This is a genomic window from Shimia aestuarii, from assembly GCF_900114635.1.
Classification (GTDB): Bacteria; Pseudomonadota; Alphaproteobacteria; order Rhodobacterales; family Rhodobacteraceae; genus Shimia; species Shimia aestuarii.
In genome coordinates this window covers 33,177-46,352 of the sequence record NZ_FOTQ01000014.1, presented here as the reverse complement: position 1 = coordinate 46,352, position 13,176 = coordinate 33,177, and the positions used below count along the sequence as shown (strand labels likewise).

Below are 13,176 nucleotides of genomic sequence, written 5' to 3'. Positions count from 1 at the left end.
AGGCTCAGACGCCATACACCGCCCCGTCAGCAGCCTCGGCCAAGGTCGCTGACGGGGGCAGCATAACAAAGTGGAGATACAGAAGGGTCAGGACCAGCATTGCCAAGTTGTCTGATGCTGGACACGATTAGCCGTAGGCTGTGTCGTCAGGCGTTCATTTTGCGTGCATATCCGTACCACAGATTGAACGCGTCGGATCTGGTCTGGCGGTAGGCGTTGGCTGACATTCGGCAGCGGCGGGGACGGAAAACGACATTGATCTGGTCGTGGGCGTCGAGGAACCTTTGCGCCTGGCGCGGGGATTTGAAACGCCCCATCAGCTTCTCGCGTTTCCGGGTCGGCTGATGTGCGCCTTCAATGAGGTTGTTCAATCCCTTGTGCGCCCGGTGGTCCGCATTTGGGGCGAGATGACGGATCGGCTTGATATAGCTGCGTAATTTGTCCGTAATCACAACGCTTGGATCACCGAAACGCGCCATCGATCGCTTCACAAAACGTTTTGCCGCTTTGGCGTTTCACTGCAGTTGGACGAGAATATCCAGAACGTCGCCGTTCGAGTCTACCGCCCGCCAGAGCTAGTATTTTGCGCCTCCGATCGGCACGACAACTTCGTCCAAGTGCCATTTGTCCGCCCCTGCCGGACGGTCACGTCTGACACAATCTGCAAAGTGGGCGCCAAACCGGTTCACCCATTGCCTGACGGTTTCCCGCCTGACGATCATTCCGCGTTCGGTCAGCAGGTCTTCAACATCCGCCGTGCTCAGAGCGAAGCGATGGTAGGCCCAAACCGCGTATGCGATGATCTCGTGCGGAAAACGGAAGCCTTTCAGACGCGGCAAATCGAATGGTATTTTCATCCCCGTCACCTAGGCGAAAACGAGACCGCGAACAACTTGGCAATGCCCAAGCTAAGCATGATTACTGTGCCGCTTGACGAAATCTGTGGTTGTGTTGCTTGAGATGCCAAGGTCATGGACGATCCGTGCCGGCATAGTGGCCATCAAGAGGGCATGTGGCTTGTCGAGTTCGAAAGTCATGCCATTCATCGCCATGATCGAGACCTTCCAACCAGCCAGCTGATCGAGGGTAGCGAGCAGTTCTTGGGTGGAGTGCCCCCAACCGGGAAAACTTTCTGACTACGATGGCATTAATCTGACAGGCGTACGTAAGATTTAGGATTCTGATTTCGGGCTGCGCGACTGGCTGAGGGCCACGAGGCTGTTTCTTTGAAGACATGAACCACGTCATAGGCGCCGCGTTCTGCGAATGCGGTGAGTTCTGCCACCTGCCGCTCGCAGGTTTGTTTAGTCACATCATCAGAACCAGCGAGCAAGCACATCGGGAAATGATATTCCGTACCTGCGCAAGACATGTTGGCTCGAAAGCTCGTTTTTATTAGGGCCTGTTAACACTTAATCATATCGACGATTAGGGCGAAATTCAGGAAAGCGCGGTACATGACGTCCAGCTTTTCGAACCTTGAGAAGATGCGCCGGTATCCTTTCAGCTTTCGAAACAGGCGTTCAACCTCGTTGCGCCGCTTGTAGATGGCCCGATCGTAATCCCATTTGATCAGCCGGTTCGCCTTTGGCGGAACAACCGGGACCATGCCTAGGTCAAGTACCAACTGGCGCGTTTCGTCGCCCTCATAGGCCCGGCCCATAATCATTGCAGCGCCTTGGGGCGGTGACCGCCAGCCTTCCAGCAGGGCGCGGCGTTCGGGCGCGTCGTGCGCATTCCCACCAGATAGGCTGAATGTCAGTGCAAAACGGTCATTTGCGGCGATCAGGTGGACTTTGGTGTTCCAGCCACCACGCGACTTACCGATGGCTTGCGGTCCGTTTTTTTGGGCGCGCCGGTACCATCGGGATGCACTTTGACGCTCGTACTGTCGAGGCCCAGACAATCAACGGACACGCGGATCATGTGGTGCTTCTGAAGAGCATCAAACAGCCGGTCCAAAACGCCCGCGTCGGCCCAACGGCGCATCCGGGTGTAAACCGTGTGCCACTTGCCGAAACGTGGTGGCAAGGCCCGCCATTTGCAGCCGTTCTCGGCGACAAAGAGGATGGCGTTGATCACCGTTAGGTTCGAAACCCGCACATTCCCGGGCTGGACTGGCAAGTAGGGCTGGATCAGCGCGTATTGATTTTCTGTTATCTATTTCATAACAGATACTTAGAATCAAACAGCACTACGTAATAGTGTTAACAGGCCCTAGTTCTAAATGGAGGAAAAATCCCGTGGCAGGTCAGCGTCAGCTTTGCGCCACCTAAGTTCCTGCCGTTCGTGAGAAGCTGAGGCGGGTTGGGCTCTGTTTGACACCCCCAAACCGGAGCCTCCGTTACGATACACTCTCAGCTCTCCGAAAAACCTTGACGACGGACAGGCAGCATCTTCAAACGTGGTCGCGCAATAGTGCGGAAATGGCCATATCCACACGCTGGCGAGTGACCTCAAGCGCCAAGCTTGCGTCAATGGCGTCCCGCGATGTGACCCCACCCAGCGTGATTTCCCACGGCAGTGCCTGTGCACCGAGGCAGGTCAGTGGTACACGTAGAGCGGCCAGACCGCGCCAGCCACCAACAGGGCTGGCGGACGCTGCCAACAAGAGAACTGGCTTTCCAGTTAAAACCGAAGGTTTGATGCGGCTGATCCAGTCTAGAGCGTTTTTCAAGGGCCCTGGAATTGAGAAGTTGTACTCGGGTGAAGAGATTACCAGCGCGTCTGCGTCCAAGATCGCCCGTGCCATCGTTTGTACTTCGTCAGGAATACCAGGGTCGATTTCACGCGCAGCCGTGTAGAGCGGTAAGTTCTCGACAATTGTGTAGTCCGCCACCGTGATTTGGTGGCCATGCTCCTCTATCTGCGCGGCAACGCGATCGAATAAATGCCGGTTTAGGGAGTTTTCGCGGGTGGACGCCGCGACGCCAAAAAGTTTCATGATTTGTCCGTTCGTAAAGTTAGAAGCCTTGCTGGGCATGGAAATTGCTAGGAGTGGGCGAAGTAAGGGTCAGCCATAAGCCAACTTCACCAGATAAAGAGACAGGGCCGGCAGCGTCGCAATCAATGTCAGCCGGATCACATCTGCGGCGAGAAAGGGAAGGATCGCGCGGTATATACTGCTCATTGAGGTGGATGGTGCTGCGGCTTTGACCACGAACAGATTCATTCCTACAGGGGGCGTGATCAGGGTTCTGTTGCGAAGTTTTGGTTGGCTGAAGTGAACGCGCTGTAGCAGCAGGTTTAAGAGGCAAGTTCCGCGAACTGGCGAAACGGACAGAGTCCGGGCGTGATTTGGCCTTTTCGGATCATGTGCGCCACTTCGATTCCGTCCAATGTTGCTGCTGCTGATGCGAAGGCTTTGAACCCCAGCATCGGGCGGGTTCGTCTTTTTATGAAACGATGATCCTGCTCCACAATGTTGTTCAAGTATTTCCGCCTGACCATTTCAATTGGGATCGGGCAACCAAAGCCTTTCAACATCTTGTTTATGGCCTTGATGCCAGCCGTGTTAGCTCCGCTTTTGTCGATGACAATCTTTCTCGGGAGTCCGTTGACCTCCAGTGTCCGGGCAAAGAATTTGGTGGCGGCAGGTTTGTTTCGACGCTGCGAAAGCATGAAATCAAGCGTCTTACCGTGCTTGTCGACAGCTCGGTAGAGATATACCCACACCCCTTTCACCTTGATGTAGGTCTCGTCCATTCTCCAAGAACGGTCGCAAGATTTTTTGCGGCGACGCGCGGCCTCAGCAATCGCACTGGAGTATCTTTTCACCCAGCGGTTCAGTGTAGTGTGGTCCACCGAAACACCGCGCTCACCCATGATTTCCTCCAGGTCACGGTATGAAACACCGTATCGAACGTAGAAGAAGACCGCGAATAGGATCACATCCTTCGGATATTGCGCACCCTTAAAAGAAATCATGAACCGACTTTCGGCTGAATTACACGGGCTGCTATTCACTCTCTGCGTTCTTGAGCGTCAATGGCAAAAAGTTTGCAACAGAACCCTGCGCAATGCGCGATCGGAACATGTGTCGGGGTAGACTCGGGGGTCGGTAATTGGCGCAGGACGTCATAGTCGACGGCCTCCGCTCCTGCATGAAGCATGAGGGACATGAGAATATCTCCGATTTTGAGGGAACGTCCGACTTTATTCTATCACGGTCAGCTGGCTGAAAGCCGCGGGACCTGGGGATAACTCATGTCGGATCGGAGCTAGTTTGAATTCGGAGGCAAACCTTGCCCTTTGCGCATTATGTTTTCGGGCGATGGGCGGATTGCCGTCATTCGCTGCAAGAGGTCACCCGACAGCCTGAGCCGGTGAAAGCCGACATCCAATGATCATGTCGTGGGTGACTTATCTCATGCGACTCTTGCGCCATGCACCAACCTTTGCTCATTCGGGCCGATAAATGTGTCATTTAGAACCGACATAGTAGAAAATTGCTGCCTAGGGAAAAATTCGACGCTACAGATCGCGCATTTTATCTGAATAGGACGAAGCCTTTCTAACATATCGGTCGGCGGACGCCCTAAGACCGTTCACTTCTGTTGGCGACAAAGCCCGCTTCAGTTTGGCCGGCGCACCGACAATCAATGAACCATCGGGAAAGGAACTGCCTTCCGTGACAAGGGCCCCTGCGCCGACTAGGCAATTGCTCCCGATCTGCGCACCATTCAAAAGTATTGCGCCCATTCCTACTAGGCTGTTTTCTCCGATCCGACATCCGTGCAGAATAGCCCGATGCCCAATCGTGCAATTCGCCTCCAGGATTAACGGAAATCCCGGATCAGTGTGCATCGTCACCAAGTCTTGAATATTGCACCTTGGGCCAATGACGATGGGTTCGTTGTCACCGCGGATTACAGCATTGAACCAAACTGAAGATTTGTTCCCCAGAGTAACGTCGCCAATGACGTGGGCGCCAGGTGCAATCCAGACCCCGTCCTGGTTTTGCCAATCGGGCGACTTTCCTTTGAGACTATAGCATTTGCCTTTCAACGAAATCCTCCTTACGCTGTGATGTCAATCTCCGGCACATCCCGATCGCGAATGATAGTGGCCTCCGTCTCATCTTGCACTTTCTGCACAGATACACCGCACCCCCTTTCCAGAAGATGCAGGCCGCCATCGACGGGTCGAAACACGCCCAATTCGGTCACGATCAGATCGACGCGCCGCTCTGCTGTTAACGGAAAACAGCATCGCCGAACCAATTTCGAGGTTCCATTGGCCGAGTGGGTCATAGCCACGATAACCATGCGTGCGCCTGTTACCAAGTCCATCGCGCCGCCCATGCCGGGTATCAGTTTGCCGGGAATGGACCAATTCGCCAAGTAACCGCGTTCATCGACCTGCAGCCCACCCAAGATAGTCAAATCAAGATGACCGCCACGGATCAACGCGAAACTTGTCTCTGAGCTGATCGCAGCTGCGCCGGGCACGGCGCTGACGAACCCGCCTCCCGCATCCGTAACTCCTTGGCTTCCATCCCCTCTGGTGGCCGCGTTCCCAGTCCGATCAGGCCGTTCTCAGCGTGAAAAACAATGTTCTTCTCTTGCGCCACATACCCGGCCACAAGGCTGGGCAGGCCAATGCCTAGGTTGACGATCATGCCCGGTTTGATTTCCTGAGCGACGCGACGGGCAATGACTTCTTTCGGATTATCATGTGCCATCAGATCGGCCTTTCCAGCAGATAGTCGACCAAGCAACCAGGCGTTCGAACCGCGTCCGGCGAAATAACGCCAACCGGCACAATGGAATTTGTTTCGGCGATGACCGTGTCCGCGGCCATTGCCATGGTCGGATTGAAGTTTTGGGCGGTCAGCGTGTAGATGAGATTTCCCAGATAGTCAGCTTGCTGCGCGGCAATCAGCGCGACATCGGCCTTGAGCGGCGTTTCCAAAAGATAGGCGCGGTTTTCTACGGTGACGACCTGTTTGTCTTTGGAGACTTCCGTCCCCAGTCCAGTTGCCGTCAAAACCCCGCCCAGACCCGCGCCACCGGCACGAATGCGTTCGATCAGGGTGCCCTGCGGGACGAGTTCAATCGAGATTTCCTCTTCGATCACACGGGTCTGCGTTTGCGGGTTTGTCCCGATATGTGACACGATCAGGTGCGACACACATCCGGCTGCTATCAATTTGCCGATGGCGTACCCTGGCATCGCTGTATCATTGGCGATTATCGTCAGGTCGGACAGGTTTCGCGCGACGAGCGCGTCAATCATACGATGCGGGCTGCCCACGCCCATGAACCCGCCAATCATGATGCGCGCGCCGTCTTGCACCTGAGCGGCCACCTCTGCTGGGGAGAGAACCGGTTTCATGAGATTGCTTTCATGACGGTGACGTCAGGCCAGTTGCGGAGCGGGGTGCGAAGCCGTGTTCGCCAAGCCCAATATTTGTCGCGCGTCGTCTGGCGTCGCGACACTGCCTCCCAGCATTGTGACAAGCTGCTTTGCCTTGGCAACCAGTTCTCCGTTGCCTTTGGTCAATCGTCCCCGTGAAATATAAATGTTGTCCTCCATACCCACGCGAACATGCCCACCCGCGATGTAGGCAGCAGCGACAACGGGGAATTCCATCCGCCCAATCCCGAAAGCAGCCCAGTTCGCAGCTTTCGGCAACAGATTTCGCGCGTAAAGCAACGTGTCCGGTGCGGCGTTAAATCCGTATTTCGCTCCCATCACCAGTTGGAACATTGGCGGTGAATCCAGTGTTCCGTCCTCTAGCAGATCTCTGGCTAGATGCAGGTCACCGGTGTCGAAACATTCCAGTTCCGGCAGAACCCCCGCCTCGCGTATGATGCCCGCCATTACGCGCACATTGTCCGGGGTGTTGATCACGACCGAATTGCCGGAGTACATGGTGTTCAAGTCCAACGTACAGATATCCGGTTTCAACTCGGCGATATGTTCGACGCGTTTTTCGGGCGGCAAGAGCGTCGTTCCCACATCAGGAACCCTTGGATTGCCGGGGGTGGGAACGAACCGTCCTCCTGGCCCAGTGGTCAGGTTGATCAGGATGTCCGAGTCTTCGGCCCGGATGCCTTCGACCACCTCTCGATAAAGCCCAAGATCCATGCTGGGACTTCCGGTTTTGGGATCGCGCACATGAATATGCGCAATAGCGGCTCCAGCTTTTTCACTGTCCAGAACAGCTTGTAGGATCTGTTCGGGCGTAATCGGAAGGTCAGGATGCTGTTCAGGCTTAACGATATTGCCCGTTACGGCCGCGGTGATAATAACCTTGGATTGCATGACTTTCTCCGGTCAGATCAAAATGTCCCGCGGGCAAGGCCCGCGGGACAGTAATTTATTGAAGAACACCAACTTCACGGTAGTAGCGTTCGGCACCGGGGTGCAGCGGCACACCAATGTCCTCGGCCATTTGTGCCACATCGACTTCTTTCAGCGCGGCGACAGACACGGCGACTTCTGACATGGTCTCGGCCAGATCTTTGGTGATGTTGTAGATCAGTTCTTCGTCCTGATCACAGCCAGTCATGATATGTGTGCCAAATGCAGCGGTCGGAACGTCTTCATCTTGGAACGGGTAACTGCCTGCAGGGATGACGTATGGGCGGAAACCAGCATTCTGTGCGGTCAGTGCCGCGACATTCTCTTCGGGAATGGGGAGAAGCTTTACATCACGCGATGCAGCAATATCCATCACAACACCTGCCGGGACCGTGGTTGTCTGGATGAAGCCGTCAACCTGACCGTCTTTCATCATGTTGGCTTGGTCCGACATAGCGGCGAAGTTGACTTTGGACAGATCGTCATAGGTCACGCCGAATGTGCCCAGAACCATTTGCGCCGTCACTTCCGAGGCGTTCCCGCGCGGATTGACAGACATGGCGCGGCCTTCGAAATCGGCCGGGCTATCCATTTCCATGTCAACCGCGACGACCTGCACAATAAACTGATAGAGCTTGGCGATGTTGCAGACATTGGTAACGGCGGTATCGAAGCTGCCGACCCCATTGATCGCATCGACAGTCGAAATCGAGCTGCCGAGTGCCAGTTGCGCCTGACCGGTTTCCACGGCGACGACGTTGGACAGGCTGGCGCCCGGGCGCACCTGAATGGAAAGGTCGGGCTGGCGCTCGGTAATTTGCGACGACATCGCGGCGCCCATCGGGAACCAGGTGCCGCCCTGGCTTCCGGTCAGGAACACAAGGTCTTCCGCCTGTGCTCCGGTCGATGCCGCCGTAAATGCAGTTGCTACCGCAATTGATTTGATAAGTTTCATTGATTTACTCCTCCGGTTGGTTGGTAATATGTCAGACACTGTCAGACGCTGGGGTTGATTGTGTCGGGGCGGCTCTGCGGCGCAGAACTTGCACGATCAGAATGATGGATGCGCCGCACAGCCCAAGAACGTTGAACCAGACGCCGGGCATCATCAGCACAAGAGAGAACGCGACTAGCGTCAGGCGTTCCAGCAGATTGCAGCGCGTCAAAAAGAAACCGTGTAGTCCCGCCGACAGGCCGATCACGCCGATCAGGGCTGTAGAGACCGTAATTAAGATCTGCATCCCCGTTCCGATCAGCAACAACGGCAGACCGAAGACGGCCATGAACGGCACCACGTATCCAGTCGCGGCCAACTTCAGTGCAGCGATGCTGGAAGGTAGCAGCTTGCCCCCAGAGATGCTGTTGGCGGCGAAGAGGCTAATCGCAACCGGCGGCGTGATGACTGAAAGGCTGGCGAAATAGAGCACGAAGAGATGCGCGGCTTCCAGCCGGACCCCCAGTGCAACGAGGCCGGGCACGAGCAATGCCACCTGCACGATATATGCGGGCGTCGTCGGCAATCCCATGCCAAGAATGACCCCGGCAATGGCCGTCAGCACAAGCGCAAGCACCAGGTTGTCGCGTGCAGCGGCCGAAACAAGCTCTGTAAACTCGATGCCGATACCGCTGAAACCGATTACACCAACTACAATCCCTGCCGATGCGCATGCCATGATCACTTGCAGAGAATTGCGAATTCCCGAGGTAACGGCATCAACAAAATTGGCAAGCGTAACCGCGCTGCGTGTCTCACGCCGCAAAGCTGCGATCGGAAAGACTGATGCCATGCCGATCAGAGCTGCGTATGGTGCGCTGTAACCGACAAGAAGGGTGCCAACAATAATGACAAGCGGCAATATTTGATGGCCGCGCTTAAAGATCACCTCGCGCAGGTCCGGCAAGTCGGCCCGGTCCATGCCGCGCAGGTTCATCCGCTTGGCTTCGAAATGGATCGCAAAGAACACGGCGACAAAATAGAGCATGGCAGGAACAAGCGCGATTTTCAGCACTGTCAGATAGCTGACCCCCATGAACTCGGCCATGACAAAAGCCGCTGCTCCCATGATCGGCGGCATGATTTGGCCGCCGGTCGATGCGACCGCCTCAACCGCACCGGCGAAATGTGGCCTGTATCCCAGCCGCTTCATCAGAGGGATGGTGAAAGTTCCCGTGGTCATGACATTTGCAGTGGAACTGCCGGAAATGCTTCCGAACAGCGCGCTGGTCAGGCAGGCCACCTTGGCCGGACCGCCGGTTGACGCCCCTGCAATCGCCATGGCGAAATCGATGAACAATTGCCCGGCACCAGATTTCTCGACAAATGCCCCGAACAGGACAAAGAGCGTGATATAGGTCGCCGAAACGCTGATCGGAATGCCCAAGATGCCTTCGGTCGTCAGGTAGTTCACATCAACGAGATACGACCAGCTGAGGTTTGCATTGATCATGCCGAAGGCGAGGAACGCTATCGCAACCAGGGGCAGTGCTATGCCCACGGTACGGCGTGCCGCTTCCAGCACCAGCAATACGAATGACGTGCCGAAGAACAGGTCAATGGGTTTCAGTGGGGAGACAAGAGCAAAGCGGCGTAAGATGTAATCCTCTGCGACAAACAGGTACCCGATGACTACAATGGTCAGCGCGACCAGCCCGGCGTCAAGGATGCGCGATGGCAGGAACAGGGACGATTCCTTGCGCACCAGCGGAAACAGGATGAACACCAGTGTCAGCCCAAACAACAAATGCGTTCCGCGAAATACAAAGACCTGCGGCGCCCCGACAAGCACCACCCATACGTGAAATGCCGCCATGGCAAGCATGATGGGCGTCGCGATCATTCCGTATTTCGAAATAGCTTGTTTCATTCTTATTCTCCCTATGGGGTCATCACCGGTTCGACCCGGCCCATGTGCGCTCAGACCGGCGCGCGCCCGGCAGTCAGTCCGCCGCATACATAAAGAACCTGCCCGTTCACGAACCCGGCCTGTTCCTGCAAAAAGAAACTGACAGCATTCGACACATCCTCGGCGGTGCCGATGCGTCCGGCCGGAATGGCGTCAATGATCGCCTGCGTTTCCGGCTCATCCGCGGGGTTGTTCCGGAAAAACGCCGAGGTGCCGATCGTGCCAGGAGCGACGACGTTTGCCGTTATGCCCAAAGGTCCCAACTCGATCGCCCAGGTCCGCGCGAGGCCGACCAGCGCTGCCTTGCTCGAAGCGTAAAAGGTGCGCCGTTCCTTGCCCAGAACCGTCCGGCTTGCAGTATTGACGATCCGACCGAACCCATCCGCGCGCATACCTGGCAGCACTGCCTTGGCGCACAGCATGGCCGAACGCAGGTTGAGATGCATTATCGTGTCAAAATCGCCGAAGTCCAGGTCGGCCAGCAGGGAAGGTTTCACGATCCCAACGTTGTTGACAAGTCGGTTGATCTTCCGCCCTTCGGTCACCTTGGCCAGCACTGCCTCTGTCGCTGTACGGTCCAGAAGGTCCACCTGGTGGAATTCGACCCCGTCCACCTCGGGCGCGGTAATGTCCAGAACAATCGGCGTAAGACCGTCTTCGATAGCTCTTTGAGTGATCGATGCGCCTATGTTCAGGGCACCTCCTGTAATCAGAACATATTCGGACATGATGATATCGGACCTCGACCCTAAGTGTGATAACACTTGTAGATGAATGAGGTCACATCTGTCAATAAGTTTGACTACTACTTGCTGTCGCATTGATTTCAGAGTATACAGAATAGATAATTCCCTTCAGATGAAGAGCGCCAAATGTTTGATGCAAAATCACAAAATTCGAAGGAGACCACTCAAGACGCGATCTATCGGCGCATCCGGCAAAGCCTTCTGACGGGGCAAGCCTCGCCCGGTGAGGCACTCAGCATCCGCCGGCTTGTTGAAAAATTCGAAGTAAGTGCAACACCTGTGAGAGATGCGTTAAGTCGTCTCGAGGCCGAATTTGTTCTGGTAAGAGGCCCCAACAGAGTTTTGATGATTCCCAATCTGTCCGTCGGGGAACTAAAAGACATCCACCGCCTAAGAGCTGCGATTGAGGGCCTGTCGGCAGAACTTGCAGCCGATCGCGCCACATCCGATGAAATCAAGGAGGTGTCGGACCTATGCGATACTATGGATGCCGCCTTGGCCAAGGGTGACGCAGACACCTACCTTACCCTGAACTGGGCATTTCACAGGTCCATTTACAAAGCGGCTCACTCAGATGTGGCGCTACATATAATCGAAAACCTATGGCTCCGGTCTGGGCCTTATCTCAGGCTTCCTGTCTTGATAGACGCGGCCGAGCAACCATCGCAAAGTCGGCAACGCTCAATGCAGTTCCATCGCGCCTGCTTGGCGGCATTGCAAGCAGGAGATGCCGACGCGGCGAGAGACGCAATCCAGTCCGACATTGCGGCTGCCTCAGACGAACTCTTTCAGTACATGAAGGCAGCGCATGCAGCAGAAGTAGACAATTGGGTCCCGGATCTGAGGGTTCCATCCAAATAATCGTGTCGTGAGGCAGGCGCATCTTGGTGGAACGGCAAGTTGAAGTATTGGTCACTGCTTCGGCTAGGTTGAGTTTCCTTATGAAGATCGGTACCTATATACCCTTCCCTGAATCTCGTAGCCTTATAGGTTTTTACCTGCGCGTTGCCGATTTTGCGTAAATGCAGTGCAAATACGTATGCCCTTAGGTAAATTGTGCGGTCCCAGTTCTCGTGGGCCGTCAGGAGGCCAACGGCAGAATTGCCTTCATCCAAACACCAAAGTTCTCTATTGAACACCGCCAATCAAAACTTTTACGGCAAGGTTTTTCGCGCCTGACATCGTTTATTCAGATCATGTAAGCATCTTTTTGTCCTGTTCCGCATTTGTAAGACTGGGGCGCAACAAAGAGTGAGTTTGGAGGCGTCTGCGTTGGACCCGTTTAAGCGAACCGTCGACGGAAAATCGCCGCGTCACCGTAACGCCGCTGCTGCGGGCGCGAGGTAGATCTAGCGGTTTCTGCACCTACATCCGCTGTACGCGCGCAGGTCCGGATAGTCCGCGATCCAGACCTCCACTACACTTGTAACTATGCACTTGCCGCGAATGTCGGCTCTGACGAGCCGCAACTCGGCAGCGATGCCCATCAGAGGTCGGCAGCAATGGGCCGGATTCGCTTCCAGACATCGACCTATCTGGTTCGACACAAAGTGGACTTCAACCGATCAATCTTGATCCCACGCAAGAAAAGCCCGCCTCTCGAGGCGGGCTTTGCGGTCAGTATTCGCTGGCCAGCATGATGGTCAGCACCCGGTGGGTGATGTTGGGATTGGCCGCGTCGAGCGAATGGCGCTCAAGTTTCGGGTCGAAGGTGTCGATTTTCCAAAAAAGCTTTTGGCCATCCACTTCAACGCCTCCGAAATCACGCTCCCCATGCGGATCGTTGTCTTCGGTAAAATCATCGAACGCGATGACCGCGTGGGCGGCCTTGCGTAAGAAATCCTCGCCCCAAGCCCGAACTCCGGATGTCACTACGACCGTGGCATGCTCGAGCTCGCCATGGCGTGTGGCGTCATTGAGCCGCGCAATCCGCTTGGTACGGAAGTCTTTGTCGAGCTTCCAAACCGGCTTGTTGGGTTCACCGCATCGGTCGCAGGCGAAGTCGTCGAACACGGTCTTCAGAATCCAATCACCCGCAGCCACGCTCCACTCTGCCCAGGCATCACGGACGACGTGGGTCGAGCCGCAGTTGCCGCAGGTCGGATAGGCCCCGACCATGTCCCAGATCTCAATTTCATTTGCCATCTTTGTCTCCTTGCGCAGGGTGGCCGCCCGAAGGTTTCGGGCGCACCCCTCGAAAGGAGACAGGAACAATCTGG

General features: G+C 55.6%; 14 protein-coding genes and 1 pseudogene. 1 reads left to right on the top strand and 14 read right to left on the bottom strand.

Annotated elements, in window-relative coordinates:
• Positions 1-146: 146 nt before the first annotated feature.
• The 13 genes and pseudogenes from BMZ35_RS19650 to BMZ35_RS19595 form a co-directional block, all read right to left on the bottom strand.
• Positions 147-857, bottom strand: a pseudogene (locus BMZ35_RS19650) (IS6 family transposase).
• Positions 858-1,405: 548 nt separating this feature from the next.
• Positions 1,406-2,160 (bottom strand): IS5 family transposase gene (locus BMZ35_RS19640; RefSeq protein ID WP_093096878.1). Its coding sequence is split into 2 segments (ribosomal slippage): positions 1,406-1,851 and positions 1,851-2,160, totalling 756 coding nucleotides; the frame shifts between segments, so codons are not numbered across the junction.
• A gap of 238 nt (positions 2,161-2,398) precedes the next feature.
• The gene (locus BMZ35_RS19635) at positions 2,399-2,944 is read right to left on the bottom strand and encodes an NADPH-dependent FMN reductase (protein ID WP_093096876.1); all 546 of its coding nucleotides are present in this window, start codon (positions 2,942-2,944) and stop codon (positions 2,399-2,401) included.
• Positions 2,945-3,013: 69 nt separating this feature from the next.
• Positions 3,014-3,190 carry a TRAP transporter large permease subunit gene (locus BMZ35_RS20680; protein ID WP_278247173.1) on the bottom strand — a complete coding sequence of 59 codons (177 nt, stop codon included), beginning with the start codon at positions 3,188-3,190 and terminating at the stop codon, positions 3,014-3,016.
• Between the two features lie 56 nt (positions 3,191-3,246).
• Positions 3,247-3,927: an IS6 family transposase gene (locus BMZ35_RS19630; RefSeq protein ID WP_058284043.1), complete on the bottom strand. Its 681-nt coding sequence runs from the start codon at positions 3,925-3,927 to the stop codon at positions 3,247-3,249.
• A gap of 546 nt (positions 3,928-4,473) precedes the next feature.
• Positions 4,474-5,007, bottom strand: coding sequence for a gamma carbonic anhydrase family protein (locus BMZ35_RS19625; protein WP_093096873.1), 534 nt, complete (start codon positions 5,005-5,007; stop codon positions 4,474-4,476).
• Between the two features lie 11 nt (positions 5,008-5,018).
• The gene (locus BMZ35_RS19620) at positions 5,019-5,450 is read right to left on the bottom strand and encodes a CoA-transferase (protein WP_479725472.1); all 432 of its coding nucleotides are present in this window, start codon (positions 5,448-5,450) and stop codon (positions 5,019-5,021) included.
• Positions 5,405-5,683 (bottom strand): CoA-transferase, encoded by a 279-nt coding sequence (locus BMZ35_RS21350; protein WP_479725471.1) that lies wholly within the window; start codon positions 5,681-5,683, stop codon positions 5,405-5,407. Before BMZ35_RS21350 ends, BMZ35_RS19620 begins: the two co-directional genes overlap by 46 nt.
• Positions 5,683-6,336 (bottom strand): CoA transferase subunit A, encoded by a 654-nt coding sequence (locus tag BMZ35_RS19615; protein WP_093096871.1) that lies wholly within the window; start codon positions 6,334-6,336, stop codon positions 5,683-5,685. Before BMZ35_RS19615 ends, BMZ35_RS21350 begins: the two co-directional genes overlap by 1 nt.
• Positions 6,337-6,360: 24 nt before the next feature.
• A complete protein-coding gene (locus BMZ35_RS19610) occupies positions 6,361-7,269 on the bottom strand; it encodes a beta-keto acid cleavage family enzyme (protein ID WP_093096868.1) in 909 nt (302 codons plus the stop codon).
• A 55-nt stretch (positions 7,270-7,324) separates the two neighbouring features.
• Positions 7,325-8,263: a TAXI family TRAP transporter solute-binding subunit gene (locus BMZ35_RS19605; RefSeq protein ID WP_093096866.1), complete on the bottom strand. Its 939-nt coding sequence runs from the start codon at positions 8,261-8,263 to the stop codon at positions 7,325-7,327.
• Positions 8,264-8,294: 31 nt separating this feature from the next.
• The gene (locus tag BMZ35_RS19600; RefSeq protein ID WP_093096863.1) at positions 8,295-10,172 is read right to left on the bottom strand and encodes a TRAP transporter permease; all 1,878 of its coding nucleotides are present in this window, start codon (positions 10,170-10,172) and stop codon (positions 8,295-8,297) included.
• A gap of 50 nt (positions 10,173-10,222) precedes the next feature.
• On the bottom strand, positions 10,223-10,939 hold the full coding sequence (locus tag BMZ35_RS19595) for an SDR family oxidoreductase (protein WP_207503036.1): 717 nt from the start codon (positions 10,937-10,939) through the stop codon (positions 10,223-10,225).
• 144 nt (positions 10,940-11,083) lie between these two features.
• On the opposite strand from BMZ35_RS19595, the gene BMZ35_RS19590 reads away from it, so the two are divergent.
• On the top strand, positions 11,084-11,818 hold the full coding sequence (locus BMZ35_RS19590; protein ID WP_093096861.1) for a GntR family transcriptional regulator: 735 nt from the start codon (positions 11,084-11,086) through the stop codon (positions 11,816-11,818).
• Positions 11,819-12,574: 756 nt separating this feature from the next.
• Here the strand turns inward: BMZ35_RS19590 and BMZ35_RS19585 are convergent.
• Positions 12,575-13,102 (bottom strand): DUF3768 domain-containing protein, encoded by a 528-nt coding sequence (locus BMZ35_RS19585; RefSeq protein WP_207503033.1) that lies wholly within the window; start codon positions 13,100-13,102, stop codon positions 12,575-12,577.
• Between the last annotated feature and the right edge of the window lie 74 nt (positions 13,103-13,176).

Bases quoted from the DNA above. Each gene is read 5' to 3' on its own strand.
- BMZ35_RS19635 (WP_093096876.1), bottom strand. From the start codon at position 2,944: ATGAAACTTTTTGGCGTCGCGGCGTCCACCCGCGAAAACTCCCTAAAC.
- BMZ35_RS19630 (WP_058284043.1), bottom strand. From the start codon at position 3,927: ATGATTTCTTTTAAGGGTGCGCAATATCCGAAGGATGTGATCCTATTC.
- BMZ35_RS21350 (WP_479725471.1), bottom strand. From the start codon at position 5,683: ATGGCACATGATAATCCGAAAGAAGTCATTGCCCGTCGCGTCGCTCAG.
- BMZ35_RS19615 (WP_093096871.1), bottom strand. From the start codon at position 6,336: ATGAAACCGGTTCTCTCCCCAGCAGAGGTGGCCGCTCAGGTGCAAGAC.
- BMZ35_RS19610 (WP_093096868.1), bottom strand. From the start codon at position 7,269: ATGCAATCCAAGGTTATTATCACCGCGGCCGTAACGGGCAATATCGTT.
- BMZ35_RS19605 (WP_093096866.1), bottom strand. From the start codon at position 8,263: ATGAAACTTATCAAATCAATTGCGGTAGCAACTGCATTTACGGCGGCA.
- BMZ35_RS19600 (WP_093096863.1), bottom strand. From the start codon at position 10,172: ATGAAACAAGCTATTTCGAAATACGGAATGATCGCGACGCCCATCATG.
- BMZ35_RS19595 (WP_207503036.1), bottom strand. From the start codon at position 10,939: ATGTCCGAATATGTTCTGATTACAGGAGGTGCCCTGAACATAGGCGCA.
- BMZ35_RS19590 (WP_093096861.1), top strand. From the start codon at position 11,084: ATGTTTGATGCAAAATCACAAAATTCGAAGGAGACCACTCAAGACGCG.
- BMZ35_RS19585 (WP_207503033.1), bottom strand. From the start codon at position 13,102: ATGGCAAATGAAATTGAGATCTGGGACATGGTCGGGGCCTATCCGACC.